At 58.0% G+C, this 20,698-nt stretch carries 18 protein-coding genes and 1 pseudogene; 15 read left to right on the top strand and 4 right to left on the bottom strand.

What is annotated here, in order from left to right; genetic code table 11:
* Nucleotides 1–21: 21 nt before the first annotated feature.
* A pseudogene (locus tag V7747_RS14915) lies at nucleotides 22–393 on the bottom strand (outer membrane protein assembly factor BamE); the annotation flags it as partial.
* A gap of 106 nt (nucleotides 394–499) precedes the next feature.
* Between V7747_RS14915 and fur the strand changes: the two are divergent.
* The gene (gene fur, locus V7747_RS14910) at nucleotides 500–910 is read left to right on the top strand and encodes a ferric iron uptake transcriptional regulator (RefSeq protein WP_092288516.1); all 411 of its coding nucleotides are present in this window, start codon (nucleotides 500–502) and stop codon (nucleotides 908–910) included.
* 71 nt (nucleotides 911–981) lie between these two features.
* On the opposite strand, the gene recN is transcribed toward fur, so the two are convergent.
* On the bottom strand, nucleotides 982–2,655 hold the full coding sequence (gene recN / locus V7747_RS14905; protein WP_335616808.1) for a DNA repair protein RecN: 1,674 nt from the start codon (nucleotides 2,653–2,655) through the stop codon (nucleotides 982–984).
* A 223-nt stretch (nucleotides 2,656–2,878) separates the two neighbouring features.
* On the opposite strand from recN, the gene grpE reads away from it, so the two are divergent.
* The 4 genes from grpE to dapB all read left to right on the top strand — a co-directional run bounded on the left by grpE (nucleotide 2,879) and on the right by dapB (nucleotide 7,556).
* A complete protein-coding gene (gene grpE, locus V7747_RS14900; protein ID WP_092287687.1) occupies nucleotides 2,879–3,451 on the top strand; it encodes a nucleotide exchange factor GrpE in 573 nt (190 codons plus the stop codon).
* An 89-nt stretch (nucleotides 3,452–3,540) separates the two neighbouring features.
* Entirely contained in the window at nucleotides 3,541–5,463 is a 1,923-nt protein-coding gene (gene dnaK / locus V7747_RS14895; protein ID WP_335616807.1) for a molecular chaperone DnaK, read from the top strand.
* Between the two features lie 132 nt (nucleotides 5,464–5,595).
* The gene (gene dnaJ, locus V7747_RS14890) at nucleotides 5,596–6,735 is read left to right on the top strand and encodes a molecular chaperone DnaJ (RefSeq protein WP_335616806.1); all 1,140 of its coding nucleotides are present in this window, start codon (nucleotides 5,596–5,598) and stop codon (nucleotides 6,733–6,735) included.
* Between the two features lie 14 nt (nucleotides 6,736–6,749).
* Nucleotides 6,750–7,556 carry a 4-hydroxy-tetrahydrodipicolinate reductase gene (gene dapB, locus V7747_RS14885; RefSeq protein ID WP_335616805.1) on the top strand — a complete coding sequence of 269 codons (807 nt, stop codon included), beginning with the start codon at nucleotides 6,750–6,752 and terminating at the stop codon, nucleotides 7,554–7,556.
* A 65-nt stretch (nucleotides 7,557–7,621) separates the two neighbouring features.
* On the opposite strand, the gene V7747_RS14880 is transcribed toward dapB, so the two are convergent.
* Nucleotides 7,622–8,383: a hypothetical protein gene (locus V7747_RS14880; RefSeq protein WP_335616804.1), complete on the bottom strand. Its 762-nt coding sequence runs from the start codon at nucleotides 8,381–8,383 to the stop codon at nucleotides 7,622–7,624.
* 384 nt (nucleotides 8,384–8,767) lie between these two features.
* On the opposite strand from V7747_RS14880, the gene carA reads away from it, so the two are divergent.
* Genes carA through V7747_RS14860 form a run of 4 tightly spaced genes read left to right on the top strand, consistent with a single transcriptional unit; the run spans nucleotide 8,768 to nucleotide 14,035 of the window.
* Complete coding sequence (carA, locus tag V7747_RS14875) at nucleotides 8,768–9,904, top strand: glutamine-hydrolyzing carbamoyl-phosphate synthase small subunit (RefSeq protein WP_335616803.1); 1,137 nt, start codon at nucleotides 8,768–8,770, stop codon at nucleotides 9,902–9,904.
* Nucleotides 9,905–9,938: 34 nt separating this feature from the next.
* Nucleotides 9,939–13,154 (top strand): carbamoyl-phosphate synthase large subunit, encoded by a 3,216-nt coding sequence (gene carB / locus V7747_RS14870; protein ID WP_335616802.1) that lies wholly within the window; start codon nucleotides 9,939–9,941, stop codon nucleotides 13,152–13,154.
* Nucleotides 13,155–13,157: 3 nt separating this feature from the next.
* Entirely contained in the window at nucleotides 13,158–13,631 is a 474-nt protein-coding gene (greA, locus tag V7747_RS14865; RefSeq protein ID WP_335616801.1) for a transcription elongation factor GreA, read from the top strand.
* Entirely contained in the window at nucleotides 13,628–14,035 is a 408-nt protein-coding gene (locus tag V7747_RS14860; protein ID WP_335616800.1) for a hypothetical protein, read from the top strand. Before greA ends, V7747_RS14860 begins: the two co-directional genes overlap by 4 nt.
* Before the next feature lie 32 nt (nucleotides 14,036–14,067).
* On the opposite strand, the gene yhbY is transcribed toward V7747_RS14860, so the two are convergent.
* Nucleotides 14,068–14,382: a ribosome assembly RNA-binding protein YhbY gene (gene yhbY, locus V7747_RS14855; RefSeq protein ID WP_335616799.1), complete on the bottom strand. Its 315-nt coding sequence runs from the start codon at nucleotides 14,380–14,382 to the stop codon at nucleotides 14,068–14,070.
* Nucleotides 14,383–14,459: 77 nt separating this feature from the next.
* Between yhbY and rlmE the strand changes: the two genes are divergently transcribed.
* From rlmE to secG, 6 genes are all read left to right on the top strand, one after another.
* Nucleotides 14,460–15,080, top strand: coding sequence for a 23S rRNA (uridine(2552)-2'-O)-methyltransferase RlmE (gene rlmE / locus V7747_RS14850; RefSeq protein WP_335616798.1), 621 nt, complete (start codon nucleotides 14,460–14,462; stop codon nucleotides 15,078–15,080).
* A 200-nt stretch (nucleotides 15,081–15,280) separates the two neighbouring features.
* Nucleotides 15,281–17,221 (top strand): ATP-dependent zinc metalloprotease FtsH, encoded by a 1,941-nt coding sequence (ftsH, locus tag V7747_RS14845; protein WP_335616797.1) that lies wholly within the window; start codon nucleotides 15,281–15,283, stop codon nucleotides 17,219–17,221.
* A 7-nt stretch (nucleotides 17,222–17,228) separates the two neighbouring features.
* Nucleotides 17,229–18,080 carry a dihydropteroate synthase gene (gene folP, locus V7747_RS14840; RefSeq protein ID WP_335616796.1) on the top strand — a complete coding sequence of 284 codons (852 nt, stop codon included), beginning with the start codon at nucleotides 17,229–17,231 and terminating at the stop codon, nucleotides 18,078–18,080.
* Nucleotides 18,081–18,133: 53 nt separating this feature from the next.
* Nucleotides 18,134–19,477, top strand: a complete 1,344-nt coding sequence (gene glmM / locus V7747_RS14835; RefSeq protein WP_335616795.1) for a phosphoglucosamine mutase — start codon at nucleotides 18,134–18,136, stop codon at nucleotides 19,475–19,477.
* A gap of 67 nt (nucleotides 19,478–19,544) precedes the next feature.
* Nucleotides 19,545–20,303 (top strand): triose-phosphate isomerase, encoded by a 759-nt coding sequence (tpiA, locus tag V7747_RS14830; protein ID WP_335616794.1) that lies wholly within the window; start codon nucleotides 19,545–19,547, stop codon nucleotides 20,301–20,303.
* Complete coding sequence (secG, locus tag V7747_RS14825) at nucleotides 20,303–20,689, top strand: preprotein translocase subunit SecG (RefSeq protein ID WP_335616793.1); 387 nt, start codon at nucleotides 20,303–20,305, stop codon at nucleotides 20,687–20,689. Before tpiA ends, secG begins: the two co-directional genes overlap by 1 nt.
* Nucleotides 20,690–20,698 lie beyond the last annotated feature (9 nt).

Genomic DNA, 20,698 nt, shown 5'->3' with positions numbered 1-20,698 from the left:
CGGATAGCTCTCGGTGCCCTCAGCGTTGCTGTTCTCTTGCTCGCCCATGATTTCTTCATCGGTGCTGGTGCCTGGCATGAAGTCGCCAGACAGTCCTACCAGACGATTGTCTTCAAAGTTCAGGCTAATACGCTCTTGCACGCGATCACTGCGGCCCGATTTCATGCTGTAGAGGTAGTCCCAGCGGTCAGGATGGAAGGTGTCTTGCAGTAGCGGCGTACCCATGATGAAACGCACTTGACGTTGAGTCATGCCGGGGCGTAGCTGGTCTACCATTTCCTGTGTGACGACGTTGCCCTGTTGGACATCGATCTTATACACCCCGGGGATAAAGCCGCAGCCGCTGAGGCTGATAGAGAGAGTGCATAACAACAGCAGTAGTATTTGATTAATGCTTTTTGGCGTCACGTGGTAACATCCACTATCTTGAAATGGCTGAATGGCCTTGAATCATACCCGACTGATCCCGCCCTGCGAAGCGCTGAACGAGAAAGTAACCATGGTAGAAAATCAAGAACTCCGCAAAGCCGGCCTGAAGGTAACCTTGCCTCGGGTTAAGATTCTGCAAATGCTCGATGGTTCACAAGAGCGCCACATGAGTGCTGAAGATGTCTATAAAGCGCTGATGGAGGCCGGTGAAGATGTCGGCCTGGCGACGGTGTATCGCGTTCTGACCCAGTTTGAGTCTGCCGGTTTGGTGGTACGTCACAACTTTGATGGAGGTCACGCTGTTTTCGAGCTGGCCGATGGCGAGCACCACGACCATATGGTCTGTGTCGATACTGGCGAGGTGATCGAATTCTTCGACCCTGAAATCGAGCGTCGCCAACGTGAAATCGTCGAGAAGCACGGTTTCGAAATGGTTGATCACAATCTGGTGTTGTACGTGAAGAAAGCTGGCGGCAAGTAAGCGCTGGCATCACCTGCAATATTACGCAAAGCCAGGCCCTTGGGTCTGGCTTTGCGCGTTTCAGGGTGTGCTTAGCTCACTGCCGATAACAGTTTACGGGCGTGCGCCAAGGATTCATCGGTAAGGTCAATGCCGCCGAGCATGCGCGCCACTTCCTGCACCCTGGCCTGCTCATCGAGTTGATCGATACAGGTGCGGGTTTCATTCTTGCTCTGCTGTTTGCGCACAAACAGGTGTTGGTGCCCCTGTGCCGCTACCTGTGGTAGGTGCGTCACGGTGAGCACCTGCCCGCGCGCGCCGAGTTGGCGCAATAGTTGCCCGACGATCTCGGCCGTCGGGCCACCGATGCCTACGTCTACTTCGTCAAACACTAGGGTTGGCACGCGCGAGGTCTGCGCGGTAATCACTTGAATGCCGAGGCTGATGCGCGAGAGCTCGCCGCCGGAAGCTACTTTTGCCAATGGCTTGGCGGGTTGCCCCGGGTTGGCGCTGACCAGAAACTCGACCGTCTCCAGCCCGGTCACCGGGTAATCGTCCGCCGGCAGCGCGCTTAGCTGCAGTTCAACGCGCCCGCCCGGCATCCCCAGTTGTTGTATCTCTTTGCTGACGGCCTTGCTGAGTCGCACCGCATCTTTCTGCCGAATGCTGGACAGCTTGTCCGCCTGCTGACGGTAATGGGTCCGGTAGGCCTCAAGCTCTTCCTGTAGCTGTTCAGCATCGGCGCCACGCTGCTGCTGAGCTTCCAGCTCATCGATCAGCTGCTGCTGCAGGGCGGGCAATTCCTGGGGGGTAATGCGGTGTTTGCGAGCCAGCTCGAAGATCGCACTGAGGCGCTCCTCTACGTACTGCTGACGTTCGGGGTCGGCTTCAAAGTGATCCAGGTAACGGGTCAGTTCGCCTACTGCCTCTTCGATCTGTATTTGCGCGCTGGCCAACAGGTCATTGGCTTCACGCAGCTGCGGGTTATGGTTCTTGAAACTTTCCAGTCGATGCAGACTGGCGCTCAAGGCCTCCAGCACGCTGCCGGCGTCGTTCTCGCTGCAGACGTTGATGACCTGCTGGCAGGAATGCAGTATCTGGTCGGCGCTTGCCAGCTCGCGTTGCTCGTTCTCCAGTGCCTCGAGCTCGCCTTCCTGCAGGCTGAGGTTTTCCAGTTCATCCAACTGATAGGCCAGCAATTGCTGGCGGGCTGCTTGTTCATCACCCTGTTGGCTGACCTGCCGCAGGGCTTTCTCGGTCTGTTTGCAGCGCTGTGCAGCCAGTTGCACCTGGCGCGCGAGCTCGCTGGCGCCGGCAAATTCATCCAGCAGGCGGCGATGAGTATCGGTCTTCAGCAGTGACTGATGTTCATGCTGGCTGTGTATGTCGATCAGCATCTCGCCCAGTGCACGCAGGTCCTGCTGCGGGCAGGGGGTGCCATTGATGTAGCCGCGCGAACGACCTTCGGCGGTAATCACGCGGCGCAAAATGACCTGGTTGTCATCCTGTTGCAGGTCGCGGCTACTTAGCCAGTCGCGTGCTTCGGCGATGTCGCTGACGTCAAAGGTGGCGAGTATGTCGGCCTTGTCGGTACCCGGGCGCACCGCGCCACTGTCGGCCCGGTCGCCCAAGGTCAGGGCCAGGGCATCCAGCATGATGGACTTGCCGGCCCCGGTTTCCCCGGAAATCACGCTCATGCCGCCGCGCAGCTCCAGTTCCAGATGATCGACGATGGCGTAATTGTTGACCGCAAGGTGTACCAGCATGGCCCGCGCTCCCAGATAAAGTGTCTGGTTGTTTATACAGTAGTTTGCGCTTTGTCGACAAGAGTCCGCGCGAAAACCGTCAGACTTGCCTAATACCCCTTGAAGCCTCGAATTGCGACCCCATATAGGTTGCCAGCAAGGCTTTATATAGACCCGGGCCGGGCGGTGCGCACTTTTACCTGTTCTCGCCGTACGCCCCTTTTTTGCATGACAGGAGAAACAGATGGCTGATGAACAGAGACCCGATCTGCAGGATCAGGATGACCTGGTAGACGAGACCCTGGATACGCCTGAAGGTGATCTTGCGGCACGCGTGGCCAGTCTGGAAGAACAGTTGGCAACCGCGCAGGATCAGGCATTGCGCGCTGCTGCCGATGTGCAGAATGCGCGTCGCCGGGCAGAGCAGGAGGTCGAAAAGGCGCACAAGTTTGCGTTGGAGCGCTTTGCCAATGATCTGCTGCCGATTCTGGATAGTCTTGAGCGCGGTATGGAGTTGTCCGACGCGGATGATCCGGCAATCAAGCCGATGCGCGACGGGATTGACCTCACGCTGAAGATGTTTGCCGACACCTTGGCGCGTTTCCAGGTTGTGCCGGTGGTGCCGGAAGGCGAGCCCTTCAATCCGGAATTTCATCAGGCGATGGCGATGGAAGAAAGCGCCAACGTTGAGCCAAACACAGTGCTCAAGGTGTTCCAGAAGGGTTACACCCTGAGCGGTCGTCTGCTGCGTCCCGCGATGGTGGTGGTCAGCAAGGCGCCCTCAGCGCCCGCCCCGTCGATTGATGAGCAGGCTTGAAAAACTTTTTGATGACCCCATTTAGGGTTCATACACAGACTAAACCTCGCCGCTGACTGTACGCGGCAGCAAGACTCGGAGAAGCAAATATGGGCAAGATTATCGGTATTGACCTGGGGACCACCAACTCCTGTGTCTCCATTCTGGAAAACGGCACCGCCAAGGTGATCGAGAACGCCGAGGGCGCGCGCACTACGCCTTCCATCGTGGCTTACACCAATGACGGTGAAACTCTGGTAGGTCAATCCGCCAAGCGCCAGGCGGTGACCAATCCGCACAACACGCTGTACGCGGTAAAGCGTCTGATCGGCCGCCGGTTCGAAGAAGACGTTGTGCAAAAAGACATCAAGCTGGTGCCTTACAAAATCGTCAAGGCCGACAACGGTGACGCCTGGGTTCAGGTGAACGACGAGAAGATGGCACCACCGCAAGTGTCAGCCGAAGTGCTGAAGAAAATGAAGAAAACCGCTGAAGACTATCTTGGCGAGCCAGTGACTGAGGCCGTGATCACGGTTCCAGCCTACTTCAACGACAGTCAGCGTCAGGCTACCAAGGACGCCGGCCGCATCGCCGGTCTGGAAGTCAAGCGCATTATCAACGAGCCGACCGCGGCCGCTCTGGCCTACGGTATGGACAAGGCGCGTGGCGACTCCACCATCGTGGTGTATGACCTGGGTGGCGGTACCTTCGACGTCTCTGTTATCGAAATTGCCGAAGTGGATGGCGAGCACCAGTTTGAAGTGCTGGCAACCAACGGTGACACCTTCCTGGGTGGTGAAGATTTCGATATGCGCCTGATCGACTATCTGGCGGATGAGTTCAAGAAGGAAAACAGCGTTGATCTGCACAACGATCCGCTGGCGCTGCAGCGTCTGAAAGAAGCTGCCGAGAAGGCCAAGATCGAGCTGTCTTCCAGCCAGCAGACCGACGTGAACCTGCCATACATCACGGCGGATGCGACTGGTCCCAAGCACTTGAACGTCAAGGTTACCCGCGCCAAGCTGGAATCGCTGGTAGAAGACCTGATCAAGCGCAGCATCGAGCCATGCCGTGTGGCCATGCAGGACGCCGGCCTGGATGTCTCCGAGATCAATGAGGTCATCCTGGTTGGCGGTCAGACCCGCATGCCGCTGGTACAGAAGACCGTCTCCGAGTTCTTCAACAAGGAGCCACGCAAGGACGTTAACCCGGATGAAGCCGTTGCCATCGGTGCCTCTATCCAGGGTGCGGTATTGGCTGGTGACGTGAAGGACGTACTGCTGCTGGACGTTACCCCGCTGTCGCTGGGTATTGAAACCATGGGCGGCGTCATGACTGCGCTGATCGAGAAGAACACCACCATCCCGACCAAGAAGTCGCAGGTGTTCTCGACCGCTGACGATAACCAAACCGCCGTGACCATTCACGTGCTGCAAGGTGAGCGTAAGCAGGCCGGCCAGAACAAGTCGCTGGGTCGTTTCGATCTGGCTGATATTCCTCCGGCGCAGCGCGGCGTGCCGCAGATCGAAGTTAGCTTCGATATCGACGCCAACGGTATCCTCAACGTGTCGGCCAAAGACAAGGCGACCGGCAAGGAGCAGTCCATCGTGATCAAGGCCTCTTCCGGCCTGTCCGATGAAGAGATCGATCAGATGGTGCGTGACGCCGAGGCCAACGCCGAGGAAGATCGCAAGTTTGAAGAGCTGGTAACCACTCGCAACCAGGCCGATCAGTTGGTTCACGCAACGCGCAAGACTCTGACCGAGGCGGGCGACAAGGCTACCGAAGAAGAGAAGGCTGCCATTGAAACTGCGCTGAGCGATCTGGAAGCGGCGATCAAGAGCGACGACAAGGAGGCTATCGAAGCCAAGATCAACGCTTTGTCCGAGGCTTCCGGTCCGCTGGTACAGAAGATGTACGCTGAGCAAGCGCAGGCTGGTCAGCCAGGTGCGCAGGGTGCTGATGCCGACGCTGGCAATGACGCCGACGACGTTGTCGACGCCGAGTTCGAAGAGGTCAAGGACAACAAGTAAGTCCTTGATGAACCGCGGTTTTGCGCCGCCAGCGCGATAGTGTCTGGCGGTGTGGGCCGACTCTGCCAGGCAACGCGGGAGCTTCTCCCGCGTTGCCGTTTGTGCCGAGCGAATGTGAAGGAAGCCGAATAAATGTCCAAGCGTGATTATTATGAAGTGCTGGGTGTCGAGAAAGGTGCCAGCGAAGCCGAGCTGAAAAAGGCTTATCGCCGCTTGGCGATGAAGTTCCATCCGGACCGTAATCCAGATGACGAAAAGGCGGATGAGAAGTTCAGGGAAGCCACTGAGGCCTATGAGATTCTGACCGACGCCAACAAGCGTGCCGCCTATGATCAATACGGCCATGCCGGCGTTGATCCGAATATGGGGGCTGGTGGTGCAGGTGGATTTGGCGGCGCCAACTTCTCCGATATCTTCGGCGATGTATTTGGCGATATCTTTGGTGGCGGCGGCGGTGGGCGTGGTCGTTCCAGCGTGCAGCGCGGCAGTGACCTGCGCTATACGCTTGAGCTGGATCTTGAGGAGGCCGTGCGCGGCACTTCAGTGACCATTCGCGTGCCGACCCTCGTGGGCTGTGAAACCTGTGATGGTAGCGGCGCCAAGAAAGGCACTACGCCAACCACCTGTTCCACCTGTGGTGGTCATGGTCAGGTGCGCATGCAGCAGGGTTTCTTCTCTGTGCAGCAAACCTGTCCGCGTTGCCACGGTACCGGCAAGATGATTACCGATCCGTGCAAGGATTGTCACGGTGAAGGGCGCGTCGAAAAAGAGAAGAATCTCTCGGTCAAGGTGCCAGCAGGCGTCGATACTGGTGATCGCATTCGTCTTGCCGGTGAGGGTGAGGCTGGCGTCAACGGTGGTCCGGCAGGTGATCTCTACGTGGTGGTGTCGGTGCGCGAGCACAAGATCTTCCAGCGCGACGGCAAGAACCTGTATTGCGAAGTGCCGATCAGCTTTGTAGATGCTGCCCTGGGTGGCGAGCTGGAAGTGCCCACTTTGGATGGCCGCGTCAAACTCAAAATTCCTGAGGGAGCGCAAACCGGTAAGCTGTTTCGTCTGCGCGGCAAGGGTGTGACGCCTGTGCGTGGTGGCTCAGCCGGTGACCTGCTATGCCGAGTGGCGGTGGAAACACCGGTCAACCTGACCAAGCGTCAGCGCGAGCTGCTGCAGGAGTTGCGTGAGACCCTCGAAGAGGAAGGCTCCAGCCAGTCGCCACGCGCCAAAAGCTGGTTTGACGGCGTGAAGAACTTCTTTGAAGACATGAAATTCTGAAGCGGGAGCGCAAGATGAGACGGATTGCGGTAATTGGCGCTGCCGGGCGCATGGGCAAAACGCTGATTGAAGCCATTGGCCAGGCCGAGGGTGCTTCTCTCACCGCTGCTATCGAGCGCCCCGATAGTTCACTGGTCGGGGCAGATGCTGGCGAGCTGGCTGGCGTTGGGCGTCTGGGTGTAGCGATCAGCGGCAGTCTGCAGCAGGTGTTGGATGACTTCGATGTGTTGATCGACTTTACCCATCCGACTACCACCTTGCTCAATCTGGACATCTGTCGCACGGCGGGTAAGGCGATGGTGATCGGCACTACCGGCTTCAGCGAAGCAGAAAAGGCGCAGCTGGCCGATGCTGGCAAGCACATCCCTATCGTGTTCGCTCCCAACTTCAGTGTGGGGGTCAATCTATGTCTCAAGTTGCTGGATATGGCGGCACGAGTGATGGGTGATGAGGCCGATATCGAAGTTATCGAGGCGCATCACCGGCACAAGGTGGATGCGCCTTCCGGTACGGCTCTGCGCATGGGAGAGGTAGTGGCTAACGCCCTGGGTCGCGATCTGGCCAAGGTGGCCGTGTACGGCCGTGAAGGTCAGACGGGTGCACGTGATCCCAATACTATCGGTTTTGCCACGGTGCGCGCCGGTGACGTGGTGGGTGATCATACGGTGCTTTTTGCCACCGAGGGTGAGCGGGTAGAGATTACCCACAAGGCATCCAGCCGCATGACCTTCGCCAAGGGGGCGGTGCGCTCAGCGCTGTGGCTGGCGGGTCGCGAGGCGGGTTTGTTCGATATGCAGGATGTTCTCGCCCTCAAGGACTGAGCAGGTGGAAACAAAAAAAAGCGCGTGAGACCTTAGGTGTCACGCGCTTTTTTATTGGGCGGCGCTTAGTTTTCGCTGTTCTGCGCCAGGTTCGCTTGTTCGCTGGACAGGGTATCGAGGGTCTCGATGTTCTTGTGTAGGTAGAACGCGGCGATTGTCGGTACCCAGTCGGTGTGGTGGTTGATCAGCCGAGGTTCAATGAAGCCATACTGCTTGTCCAACTGATTGAAGGTGTCCTGATGCTCTGGAAGCAAGGTCTTGAGCTCGGCTGAGCCTTGCTTGATACGAGCATCCAGGGTGTCAAAAATGCCTTCTTGTGTTTGGATGAAGTAGACGCCAACAGAGCTGAACATGTTGTTTTCATATAGCAGCAGGATGCGGCTGGTCTCAATACTCTGGTTGTGCAGCGCCAAGAGTGGTGCGGTGCTGCCCTCGGTCTCTGCATTGTAGAGTTCGGCGGCCGCGTTCTCTAGTTTGCCGTGGGCCATCATGATGCGGTTTACCGTCGCCAAACCGTAGTAAGCCTGTTCTCCTTCCGGTAGTTGCTCCAGCTCCCGGACCAGGCCGACAAAGTCGTTATAGAGGGGGCGCAACTCGCCGGGGTCGCCCATCTGGCGCAACAGGCTGTCCATGTTGCCCAGGGCGTCGCGGTAGATTTCACGGTTGCCGGGTTCGCGCACGCGCTCAAACAGGTTGTTATCGATGAGCAGGTAGGTGCCGGCAAGGAAGCCTTGGCTGCGAAACTCGTGCAGTTGTTGCAACCGCTGTACATCAGCGTGGGCGAGCGGTGCAAGGAACAGTAACGCCAGCACAAGGATGCGTTTCAAGTGCAATACCATGGTGGAAGATCCCCGAGTCCATTTTTGTTTTTGTTGTGTAGCTCAGGTTGCTGCGGTGCCTACCTGAAAAGACGATCTATGTCGTCTATGTCGGGCGCTGGCCCGGCTACGAATGTCCCAAGCCGTGTTTTAACACAGAAGCAGATGAGAATGAAGTCACGTTCCGAGGCATTAGGTCGCATCATCCTTTAATGTTGGGGTGGTCTCGGAGGTGGATATTTTGGGGTCGAGTCGTTAAACTAATGCGCTAATCTGTCTATTCAGCGCGTATCTGACAAAGCCTTTGCGAGCGGGATGTTGTGTTCCACACTACATTCCCGCTTTTGTGCAGCCCGCGTTTGGTGAAACGTGTCAGTTCTTTCGGAGGTTTTCTTGTCCAAGCCAGCCATTCTCGCACTCGCCGACGGTAGTATCTTCCGTGGTGAGTCCATCGGCGCCGACGGCTCCAGCGTCGGCGAGGTCGTTTTCAATACGGCCATGACCGGTTACCAGGAGATCCTTACTGATCCCTCCTATGCACGTCAAATCGTTACCCTCACTTATCCTCATATCGGCAATACCGGCGTAACGCCGGAAGACGTCGAGTCTGACAAGGTTCAGGCTGCCGGCCTGGTCATTCGTGACCTGCCTTTGCTGGCCAGTAACTGGCGCAGCAAGCAGTCGCTGGATGAGTATCTGAAGGATAATGGCATTGTAGCCATCGCCGGCATCGACACCCGTCGCCTGACGCGCATCTTGCGTGAAAAGGGGTCTCAGAACGGCTGCTTGCTGGCCGGTGATGACATCTCCGACGAGCAGGCGCTGGAGCTGGCACGCGGCTTCCCGGGTCTGAAGGGAATGGATCTTGCCAAGGAAGTGTCGGTCAAGGAGTCTTACCAGTGGCGCTCAAGCGTTTGGGCGCTGGAGACTGACAGCCATGCCGAACGCACCGATGCCGAGTTGCCATACCACGTCGTGGCCTATGACTACGGAGTCAAATTCAACATCCTGCGCATGCTGGTGGCGCGTGGTTGCCGCCTGACAGTTGTGCCGGCGCAGACACCTGCGGCCGAGGTGCTGGCGTTGAATCCCGATGGGGTGTTCCTGTCCAACGGACCTGGCGATCCGGAGCCCTGTGACTACGCGATTGAGGCGATCAAGGCGATCCTGGAAACCGACATTCCGGTGTTTGGTATTTGTCTCGGTCATCAGTTGCTCGCACTGGCCTCGGGTGCCAAGACGGTGAAGATGGGTCACGGCCACCACGGTGCCAACCACCCGGTTCAGGACCTGGACAGCGGTGTGGTGATGATTACTAGTCAGAACCACGGCTTTGCGGTCGATGAATCTACGCTGCCTGGCAACCTGCGTCTCACCCACAAATCGCTGTTTGACGGCACTTTGCAGGGTATCGAACGCACCGACAAGGCTGCGTTCAGCTTCCAGGGTCACCCTGAAGCCAGCCCTGGCCCGCACGATGTGGCCCCGCTGTTCGATCGTTTCATCGATGCTATGAGCAAGCGCGCCTGAGCCCCGGAACATCCAAGGATTTGTTGAAAAGACTATGCCAAAACGTACTGATATCAAAAGCATCCTGATCCTCGGCGCCGGCCCTATCGTGATCGGTCAGGCCTGCGAGTTCGACTACTCCGGCGCCCAGGCCTGCAAAGCGCTGCAGGAAGAAGGTTTCCGCGTCATTCTGGTGAATTCGAACCCCGCCACCATCATGACCGACCCTTCCATGGCGGACGCCACCTACATCGAACCGATCAAATGGCAGACGGTCGCCAAGATCATCGAGAAGGAGCGCCCGGACGCGTTGCTGCCCACCATGGGTGGCCAGACCGCACTGAACTGCGCGCTGGACCTTGAGAAGTACGGCGTGCTGGAAAAGTTCGGCGTCGAAATGATCGGTGCCAATGCCGACACCATCGATAAGGCTGAAGACCGCTCGCGTTTCGACAAGGCGATGAAGTCCATCGGCCTGGAATGCCCGCGCTCCGGTATTGCTCACACCATGGCCGAAGCCTATGGCGTGCTCGACCAGGTTGGCTTCCCCTGCATTATCCGCCCGTCGTTTACCATGGGCGGCACCGGTGGCGGTATTGCCTACAACCGCGAAGAGTTTGAAGAGATCTGCACCCGCGGTCTGGATCTGTCGCCAACCAATGAGCTGCTGATCGACGAGTCGCTGATCGGCTGGAAAGAGTACGAGATGGAAGTGGTCCGCGACAAAAAGGACAACTGCATCATCGTCTGTTCAATCGAGAACTTCGACCCGATGGGCGTGCACACCGGCGACTCCATCACTGTTGCGCCGGCGCAAACGCTGACCGACAAGGAATACCAGATCATGCGTAACGCCTCCCTGGCGGTACTGCGTGAGATTGGCGTCGAGACCGGTGGCTCCAACGTGCAGTTCGGTATTTGCCCCGACACTGGCCGCATGGTGGTGATCGAGATGAATCCGCGGGTATCCCGGTCCTCGGCCCTGGCGTCCAAGGCAACGGGCTTCCCGATTGCCAAGATCGCCGCCAAGCTGGCGGTGGGTTACACCCTGGATGAGCTGCAGAACGACATCACTGGCGGTCGCACGCCGGCGTCCTTCGAGCCGTCGATCGACTACGTGGTTACCAAGATTCCGCGTTTCGCCTTTGAAAAATTCCCCAACGCCGATGCGCGCCTGACTACGCAGATGAAGTCAGTTGGTGAGGTGATGGCCATCGGTCGTACCTTCCAGGAGTCGGTGCAGAAAGCACTGCGCGGCCTGGAAGTGGGTGCCTGTGGGTTTGATCCCAAGGTCGATCTGACGGCCGCTGACGCGCAGACCGAACTCACCCGTGAGCTGACCGTGCCGGGCGCCGACCGTATCTGGTATGTGGCTGATGCCTTCCGCTCCGGCATGAGCATGCAGCAGATTTTTGAGCTGACGAAGATCGATACCTGGTTCCTGGTGCAGATCGAAGATCTGATCAAGGAAGAGGAGAAGATCAAGACCTTGGGCCTGGCCGACGTCGATTACAGCCTGATGTTCCGCCTCAAACGCAAGGGCTTCTCCGACACGCGTCTGGCGCAGCTGCTTGCCGTAAGCGAGAAAAGCCTGCGTCGCCATCGTCACAAGTTGAACATTTTTCCGGTCTACAAGCGCGTTGACACTTGCGCGGCCGAGTTTGCGACCGATACGGCTTATATGTACTCAACCTATGAGGAAGAGTGCGAAGCCAACCCGTCCGGGCGTGACAAGATCATGATTCTGGGTGGCGGTCCTAACCGTATCGGCCAGGGTATCGAGTTCGACTACTGCTGCGTCCACGCCGCTCTTGCCATGCGCGAAGACGGTTACGAAACCATCATGGTCAACTGCAACCCGGAAACCGTTTCTACCGATTACGACACGTCCGATCGCCTGTATTTCGAACCGGTGACCCTGGAAGATGTGCTGGAAATCGTCCGCGTCGAGCAGCCCAAGGGCGTAATCGTGCAGTACGGCGGGCAAACGCCGCTGAAATTGGCGCGTGCGCTGGAAGAGGCTGGCGTGCCTATCATCGGTACCAGCCCAGAGGCAATTGACCGCGCCGAAGACCGTGAACGCTTCCAGCAAATGGTTGAGCGTCTGAACCTGCTGCAGCCGCCGAATGCGACTGTGCGCAGTGAAGAAGAGGCGATTCGCGCCGCCAACAAGATTGGCTACCCCTTGGTCGTGCGTCCGTCCTATGTATTGGGTGGTCGTGCAATGGAGATCGTCTATCAGGAAGACGAACTCAAACGATACCTGCGCGATGCGGTTAAAGTCTCCAATGACAGCCCGGTGCTGCTGGATCACTTCCTGAACTGCGCGATTGAAGTTGATATCGATGCGGTATCTGACGGTAAGCAGGTTGTCATCGGCGCCATCATGCAACACATCGAGCAAGCCGGCGTGCATTCAGGTGACTCCGCCTGCTCGCTGCCGCCATACTCGCTGCCGGCTCACGTGCAGGACGAGATGCGCGATCAGGTCAAGCGTATGGCGCTGGAGCTGGGTGTGGTGGGTCTGATGAACGTGCAGCTGGCGCTGCAGGGTGATCGCATTTACGTCATTGAGGTTAATCCACGTGCTTCGCGTACCGTCCCGTTCGTGTCCAAGTGCATCGGCGAGTCGCTGGCCAAGATTGCGGCGCGCGTGATGGCTGGCAAGACCCTGGAAGAAGTTGGCTTCACCGAAGAAGTGGTGCCGAGCTACTACAGCGTCAAGGAAGCGGTGTTCCCGTTTGCCAAGTTCCCGGGCGTTGACCCCATTCTTGGGCCGGAAATGAAATCGACCGGCGAGGTTATGGGGGTAGGCGACAGCTTCGGCGAAGCCTTCGCCAAGGCGCAGCTGGGCTCGGGCGAGATACTGCCCACCAGTGGTAACGTCTTTATCAGTGTGCGTGAAGACGATAAGCCGTTCGTGGTAGACGTGGCGCGCGACCTGATCGACCTCGGCTTTCAGATTGTTGCCACCAGCGGCACCGCCAAGGTGGTCGAAGCTGCCGGCTTGGCAGTACGCCGCGTAAACAAGGTGACCGAGGGTCGCCCGCATATCGTGGACATGATCAAGAACGATGAAGTCGCGCTGGTGATCAATACCACCGAAGGTCGTCAGTCGATTGCCGACTCTTACTCTATTCGCCGTAACGCACTGCAGCACAAGGTTTATTCCACCACCACATTGGCGGGTGGTGCTGCGGTCTGTACAGCACTGAAATTCGGTCCGGAGCGCGCCGTGCGCCGCCTCCAGGATTTGCACAAAGGAATTTGATCGATGAAATACCCGATGACCAAGCAGGGCGCTGAAGCCCTCGAAGTCGAACTCAAGCACCTCAAGACCGAGCTGCGCCCACAGATTACCCAGGCCATCGCCGAGGCGCGTGAGCTGGGTGATCTGAAGGAAAATGCCGAATACCACGCCGCCCGTGAGCAGCAGGGCATGGTTGAGGCACGCATTCGCGATATCGAAGGCCGTCTTTCCAACGCTCAGGTCATTGATGTGACCACTATCGCGCCGACCGGCAAGGTGATCTTCGGCACTACAGTGACTATCGCCAACGTCGATACCGATGAAGAGGTGGTTTACCAGATCGTTGGTGACGACGAGGCCGATATCAAGCAGCGCAAGATATCCGTCAGCTCGCCCATTGCCCGCGCCCTGATCGGCAAGGAGGAAGGGGAGATCGTTGCGGTGAAAACACCGGGCGGGGTCGTTGAGTACGAAATCGTCGAGGTGACTCACAAGTGATAGCGGCGGCCGGCCGCCGCGGTCGGGTGGTCTGGCAGTTGGCGCTAACGCTCTGGGTGGGCGGCGTATGGTCCGCTCACTTTGTGCTGCTGCCGGCCCTCAAGCACATTGGGCTGGCACCGCTGTTGGTAGAGGATGTGAGTAACCTGTTGCGTCCGATCATGCTCGGCTTTGCGGCGGTTTGCGCCGTGCTGCAGTTGTTGGTGCTGCTGGGCTACGAAGGGCGCCGGTTCTGGCGTGACATGCGCGGGCAACTGCTGCTGGTCGTATTGGTGGCGACGGGCTGTTACGTACTGGCTGCCCAGCTGCCCCAGGGCTTGTTTCTATCGCTGTTCTGCTATCTGGTGGTTGCCTTCGCGGGCTTGGGGTTGATACTGCAGCCTCGACCAGACGAGGGGCGTTAGCATTTAGCTAGTGCCCCTTGTGCTCACAGCGCTTAGAAATCCTTGTAGCGCTTTAGGTTGGACAGGTTGTCGTTGGGCTTCTTGGCACGGCGCAACAGTATCGCCATCTTGCCAATCACCTGAACCAGCTCGGCACCGCTTTGCTTGCAGGCATCGGCTATCAGGGCCTGCTTGGCCTCGCGATCGCTTACGGTGACGCGGATCTTGATCAGTTCATGATCGTTCAATGCCCGATCCAGTTCTGTCAGCACACCTTCGCTGACTCCCTGTTCACTGATGATGACGATCGGCTTGAGATGGTGGCCGATACGTTTAAGATCTTTTTTCTGTGCGGAACTGAGCGCCATAATGGTCCGTATGATGATTTAATGAGTGTAAAGACACTAGTTTAACCGGCGGCGCGTCCCGCTGCACGAGGTATTCCGTGGCACAATCAAAGACCAGTAAGCGCTGGCTGAAAGAACACTTCGACGATCCTTTCGTCAAAAAGGCCCAGAAGGATGGTTACCGCTCGCGTGCGAGCTATAAGCTGCTGGCCATTCAGGAGCGTGATCGCATCCTCCGGCCGGGCATGACGGTGCTTGATCTCGGATCCGCCCCCGGCGGCTGGTCTCAGGTTGCGGGCCGGCTGATCGGCGAGAAGGGACGCATCATTGCTTCCGACATCCTGCCGATGGATAGCATTCCGGACGTCAACTTCATTCAGGGCGACTTTACCGAAGATGCGGTGTTTGAGCAGATCCTCGCGGCGATCGGCGATGCTCCTGTAGACCTTGTTATTTCCGATATGGCCCCCAATATGAGTGGTACGCCTGAAGTGGATCAGCCGCGGGCCATGTATCTGTGCGAGCTTGCGCTGGATATGGCGGGGCGTGTTTTGCAGCCCGGTGGCGATTTTTTGATCAAGGTGTTTCATGGTGAAGGCTTTGATGACTATTTCCGCCTGATGCGGGGGCAGTTCGACAAGCTGGTTACCCGCAAGCCGGACGCCTCGCGTGGCCGCTCTCGGGAGACCTATCTGCTGGCACGAGGCTTCAAGGGCTGATTCGGCTCTTGATACCAAGCTGACGCGGGTCTGAACTGTCCTGGATAGCGACGGTCTGTTCAGGGTCAAGCGACACAGGGCGTTACACAGCGCTGACTGCCGGCACCGGCTAAACTGGTGTAAGGTAGTCAACTGGAAAAAGACTCAGCGAAGCTCCCGCCAACGTGGCGATGGGGCAAGAGGGTAATGATTTGAACGATATGGCGAAGAACCTCATCCTGTGGTTGATCATCGCGGCAGTGCTGGTCACGGTGATGAACAACTTCAGCAAAACCAGCGAGCCGGACGCGCTGAACTACTCCCAGTTCCTGGAGTTGGTGAAGGATCGCCAGGTCGAGCGAGTCACCGTGGATGGTTACATCATCACCGGTAAGGAGCGTGGCGGTGAGACCTTCAAGACGGTCCGTCCCGCGATTCAGGACAACGGTCTGATTGGCGACCTGCTGGAAAATGATGTCATCATCGAGGGCAAGCAGCCAGAGCAGCAAAGTATCTGGACTCAACTGCTGATCGCCAGTTTCCCGATCCTTATTATTATCGCCATTTTCATGTTCTTCATGCGGCAGATGCAGGGCGGCGGTGGCGGTCGTGGCGGCCCTATGAGCTTTGGCAAGAGCAAGGCGCGCATGCTGTCGGAGGACCAGGTTAAAACTACTTTTGCGGACGTCGCTGGCTGTGATGAAGCCAAGGAGGATGTCAGTGAGCTGGTCGAGTTTTTGCGCGATCCTGGCAAATTCCAGCGTCTGGGTGGGCATATCCCCCGCGGCGTACTGATGGTCGGTCAGCCTGGTACCGGTAAGACCCTGCTGGCCAAGGCGGTTGCCGGTGAGGCCAAGGTACCTTTCTTTACTATCTCGGGCTCTGACTTCGTCGAGATGTTCGTCGGCGTGGGTGCATCCCGCGTACGCGACATGTTTGAGCAGGCCAAGAAGCATGCTCCCTGCATCATCTTTATTGACGAAATCGACGCGGTCGGCCGTCACCGTGGCTCCGGAATGGGCGGCGGTCATGACGAGCGCGAGCAGACGCTGAACCAGTTGCTGGTCGAGATGGACGGCTTTGAGCCTAACGACGGCATCATTGTGGTGGCTGCAACCAACCGCCCGGATGTGCTCGACCCGGCTTTGTTGCGCCCAGGCCGCTTTGATCGCCAGGTCGTGGTCGGTCTGCCTGATATTCGTGGTCGTGAGCAGATCCTCAAGGTGCACATGCGCAAGGTGCCCATGGGTGATGATGTTGTGCCTGCGCTGATTGCTCGCGGCACGCCAGGCTTCTCGGGGGCTGATCTGGCCAACCTGGTGAACGAAGCTTCGTTGTTTGCTGCGCGCAACAACAAGCGCTTGGTGGAGATGCATGAGTTCGAGATGGCGAAGGACAAGATCATGATGGGCGCCGAGCGCAAGTCGATGGTCATGTCTGATAAGGAAAAGCTGAATACGGCTTACCATGAATCCGGCCATGCAATCGTCGGTCGCTTGGTGCCTGAGCACGATCCAGTCTACAAGGTGACAATCATCCCGCGCGGTCGTGCGCTGGGTGTCACCATGTTCCTGCCGGAGGAGGATCGCTACAGCCTCTCCAAGCGTGCGTTGATCAGTCAGATCTGCTCGCTGTTTGGTGGTCGTATTGCCGAGGAAATGACACTGGGCTTTGATGGTGTGACCACGGGTGCGTCCAACGACATCATGCGTGCTACCCAGTTGGCCAAGAACATGGTGACCAAGTGGGGGCTTTCCGAAAAGCTTGGTCCGTTGCTGTACGGCGAAGATGAAGATCAGGGCTATTTGGGGCGTGCTGGCGGCGGCGGAGCTTCTGGTGTGTCGGGTGAAACCGCTAAGCTGATTGATGAAGAGGTACGCAGCATCATTGATGAGTGCTATGCCACTGCACGTCGCTTGCTTGAAGAGAATCGCGACAAGCTCGATATGATGGCCGAAGCGCTGATGAAGTACGAAACCATCGATACTAAACAGATCGACGATATCATGTCTGGTCGTCCGCCCCGTGAGCCGAAGAACTGGCAGGGCGATGACAAATCCGGCCCGGGCGCCGTGATTACCCCGGACGATGCTACCGACAGCAAGCCCGATCAGCCGCCGAAAGATAGTGGTGTGATTGGTGGGCCTGCCGGGGAGCACTGATTCTCCAATGAGCGTCCCGCTAAAAAGCTCCCGTCTGCCTTGCGGCAGTCGGGAGCTTGATCTATCCCGTGCCCATGTCATGGGTATTCTCAATGTCACTCCTGACTCTTTCTCCGACGGTGGGCGCTTCAATCGCCTTGATGCGGCGCTACTGCATGTTGAGAGCATGCTGCAGGCAGGCGCAACGCTGATTGATGTGGGTGGTGAATCAACGCGGCCAGGCGCGCTGCCGGTTTCCGGTGAGGAGGAGCTACAGCGCGTGGTGCCCGTTGTGGAGGCGATTGCGCAGCGCTTCGATGTGGTGATTTCGGTCGATACCAGTACGCCTGCAGTGATGACCGAAAGCGCGGCGGCGGGGGCAGGCATGATCAACGACGTGCGGTCCCTGGAACGTGATGGTGCGCTCCAGGCCGCCGCCGCGACAGGGCTGCCAGTATGTCTGATGCATCGCCAGGGTGAGCCTGACAGCATGCAGAATGCGCCTGCTTATACGAGTGTCCTGGATGAGGTCAATGCCTACCTGGTTGCTCGCGTCGCGGCTTGTGAGGCTGTTGGGATCGCCCGCGAGCGGTTGTTGCTTGATCCGGGGTTTGGCTTTGGAAAGTCGCTTGCGCACAACCTGCAGTTGTTTGCGCGCATGTGTGAGCTGCGTCCGGAAGGGTTGCCATTGCTGGTCGGTGTGTCACGCAAAAGCATGATTGGCCAGGTTCTTGATCGGTCTGTGGATCAACGCTTATATGGCAGCCTGGCTTTGGCGGCGCTGGCCGTAAACGCCGGCGCCTGCATTATTCGCGCCCATGACGTGGCTGAGACCGTGGACGTGGTGCGTATGACCAGCGCGGTGGTTCAGGCGCGTTGAACGCCGATAGCCAGTACAAAACAATTAGTAATTAGTTAACAGGCAGGTAGGCAATGGATAAACGCTACTTTGGCACGGATGGTATTCGTGGTCGTGTCGGCAGTGCCCCAATTACTCCTGAGTTCATGCTGAAACTGGGCTGGGCTGTGGGTATGGCGTTCAAGCACCACGGTGCCTGCCGCGTGCTGATCGGCAAGGACACTCGTATTTCCGGCTACATGTTCGAGTCCGCGCTGGAAGCGGGTTTGTCGGCTGCGGGTGCTCATGTGCAGTTGCTCGGGCCCATGCCAACACCGGCAATTGCCTACCTCACGCGTACCTTTATGGCTGATGCAGGTATCGTGATCAGTGCTTCACACAACCCGTTTTACGATAACGGTATCAAGTTCTTCTCCGCCTCGGGAAGCAAGCTGCCAGACAGTCTGGAGCTGGAGATAGAGCGGCTGGTTGAGGCGCCCATGAGCGTGGTGGATTCGGCGGCGCTGGGCAAGGTAACTCGGGTGGAGGACGCCCCCGGTCGTTATATCGAATTCTGCAAGAGTAGTGTGCCAACCAGTACCAGTTTCAAGGGGCAGTCGTTGGTGCTCGACTGCGCGCATGGTGCCACCTACAAGGTGGCACCCAGCGTGTTTAGAGAGCTGGGTGCTCAGGTCAGTGTTATTGGTGCTGAGCCGGATGGCCTGAATATCAATGCCGGGGTGGGGTCTACGGATACCAAGGCGCTGCGTGAGGCGGTGTTGCAGCGAGGCGCCGCTCTGGGTATCGCCTTCGATGGTGACGGTGATCGTGTGCTGATGGTGGATCACGAAGGCCTTGAGGTCGATGGTGATGAGCTGCTCTACATCATGGCGGTGGACCTGCATCAGCGCGGTTTGCTCAAAGGTGGTGTGGTTGGAACGCTGATGACCAACCTAGGTCTGGAGTTGGCGCTGAAGGAGTTGGGCATTCCTTTTGTGCGGGCCAAGGTTGGTGATCGTTATGTGATGGCTGAGTTGCGCGAGCGAAATTGGCTGTTGGGTGGTGAGTCATCCGGCCACCTGGTTTGCCTCAGTCACACCTCAACTGGCGACGGCATCATTGCCGCGCTGCAGGTGCTTAAGGCGTTGCAGCGCTCAGGTCAGAGTCTGTCTGAAGCGCGCCAGGGGATGCGCAAGTGTCCGCAGAAACTGATCAACGTGCGTTATGTGCCGGGCGCGGTATCACCTATGGATGACGCTGGCGTGCAGGCGGCGGTAGCTGAAACTGAGGCGCGCATGGGGGACGCCGGACGCGTGTTGTTGCGGCTGTCAGGTACTGAGCCTCTGGTGCGGGTGATGGTTGAAGGTCAGGATGCTGTGCTTGTTGAGCAGGAAGCTGCGCGTCTTGCTGAAGTGGTTGCTAAGACCTTCGCGGAATAAAAAAGGCTGTTGTGTAGCCGTTGCAACTTGGTTAAGATTGGCGCCCGCTTGGGTAGAGAGGTTAGGCATGCGTCGTCCGCTAGTCGCCGGAAACTGGAAAATGCATGGTTCACGGCAGTCGGTAGAAACGCTGCTTGAACAGCTTGCCTCGCAAGACTGGCCGGATCAGGTCGAGTTGATGGTGGCGCCGCCAGCACTGTTTATCAGTCAGTGCAATGAGCGCCTGCAGTCGACACCGATTCGTGTAGCAGGGCAGACCTGTGCTACTCAAGCTGAGCCTGGCGCCTTGACTGGCGAGATATCGCCAGCGCAGCTGCGAGATGCTGGATGTGAATTTGTACTCGTGGGTCATTCCGAGCGCCGAGCGCTGTTTGGTGAGACCGATGAGGTGGTGTGCAAGAAGTTTGCCGCAGCCTTGGCTTGTGGTTTGCGTCCAGTGCTCTGTGTTGGTGAAACCCAGGCCGAGCGCGACGCCGGTGAGACGACCACTGTGGTTGCTCGCCAGTTGCAGGCGGTGCTCGACACCTTTGGTGTGGGTGGTCTGGCGATGGGCGTAGTGGCTTACGAGCCGGTCTGGGCTATAGGTACAGGCCTTACCGCCACGCCGGAGCAGGCGCAGGAAGTGCACGCAATGATTCGCGCCCGATTGGCCATGCTGGATGATGAGCAGGCGCGCAAGGTACAGATTGTATACGGCGGTAGTGTCAAGGCGGAAAACGCTGAAGCGCTGTTTGCCATGCCGGATATCGATGGGGGGCTGGTGGGTGGTGCCTCTCTCAATGCAGATGAATTTGGCGCGATAGCACGTGCCGCGGGACGAATGTAATGATTGAGACCGTAATTGTGGTGCTGCACCTGCTGGTAGCCATCGGCCTGGTTGGGTTGGTGTTGATGCAGCAGGGTAAGGGTGCCGAAACCGGTGCGTCCTTTGGTTCTGGTGCCTCTGGTACTGTTTTTGGTAGCCAGGGTTCGGGCACCTTCCTTAGTCGCTTGACGGCGATTCTGGCGACAATTTTCTTTCTGACCTCGCTGGGTCTGGCTTATTATGCCAGCCACAAGGCGAGTGCGGTCCAGGAAGCGGGCTTACCTGATCCTGCGCTGCAGATCGAACAGACTGCTCCAGCGCCCGTGCTGAGCGAAGATGTTCCGGTCATTGAAGAAGATGTTACACCTGTGCCTGCTGGAGAAGATGTTCCGCCAGCGGCGGAGTGAAGCAGGGAT

Origin of the sequence: Halopseudomonas sp. (assembly GCF_036960865.1) — a bacterium.
Classification (GTDB): Bacteria; Pseudomonadota; Gammaproteobacteria; order Pseudomonadales; family Pseudomonadaceae; genus Halopseudomonas.
This window is presented reverse-complemented; position numbering and strand designations above follow the sequence as displayed.

Excerpts from the sequence above, each read along its gene's own strand:
- fur (WP_092288516.1), top strand. The coding sequence starts at position 500 with ATGGTAGAAAATCAAGAACTCCGCAAAGCCGGCCTGAAGGTAACCTTG.
- dnaJ (WP_335616806.1), top strand. The coding sequence starts at position 5,596 with ATGTCCAAGCGTGATTATTATGAAGTGCTGGGTGTCGAGAAAGGTGCC.
- dapB (WP_335616805.1), top strand. The coding sequence starts at position 6,750 with ATGAGACGGATTGCGGTAATTGGCGCTGCCGGGCGCATGGGCAAAACG.
- greA (WP_335616801.1), top strand. The coding sequence starts at position 13,158 with ATGAAATACCCGATGACCAAGCAGGGCGCTGAAGCCCTCGAAGTCGAA.
- folP (WP_335616796.1), top strand. The coding sequence starts at position 17,229 with ATGAGCGTCCCGCTAAAAAGCTCCCGTCTGCCTTGCGGCAGTCGGGAG.
- recN (WP_335616808.1), bottom strand. The coding sequence starts at position 2,655 with ATGCTGGTACACCTTGCGGTCAACAATTACGCCATCGTCGATCATCTG.
- secG (WP_335616793.1), top strand. The coding sequence starts at position 20,303 with ATGATTGAGACCGTAATTGTGGTGCTGCACCTGCTGGTAGCCATCGGC.
- ftsH (WP_335616797.1), top strand. The coding sequence starts at position 15,281 with ATGGCGAAGAACCTCATCCTGTGGTTGATCATCGCGGCAGTGCTGGTC.
- glmM (WP_335616795.1), top strand. The coding sequence starts at position 18,134 with ATGGATAAACGCTACTTTGGCACGGATGGTATTCGTGGTCGTGTCGGC.
- grpE (WP_092287687.1), top strand. The coding sequence starts at position 2,879 with ATGGCTGATGAACAGAGACCCGATCTGCAGGATCAGGATGACCTGGTA.
- carB (WP_335616802.1), top strand. The coding sequence starts at position 9,939 with ATGCCAAAACGTACTGATATCAAAAGCATCCTGATCCTCGGCGCCGGC.
- dnaK (WP_335616807.1), top strand. The coding sequence starts at position 3,541 with ATGGGCAAGATTATCGGTATTGACCTGGGGACCACCAACTCCTGTGTC.
- tpiA (WP_335616794.1), top strand. The coding sequence starts at position 19,545 with ATGCGTCGTCCGCTAGTCGCCGGAAACTGGAAAATGCATGGTTCACGG.
- yhbY (WP_335616799.1), bottom strand. The coding sequence starts at position 14,382 with ATGGCGCTCAGTTCCGCACAGAAAAAAGATCTTAAACGTATCGGCCAC.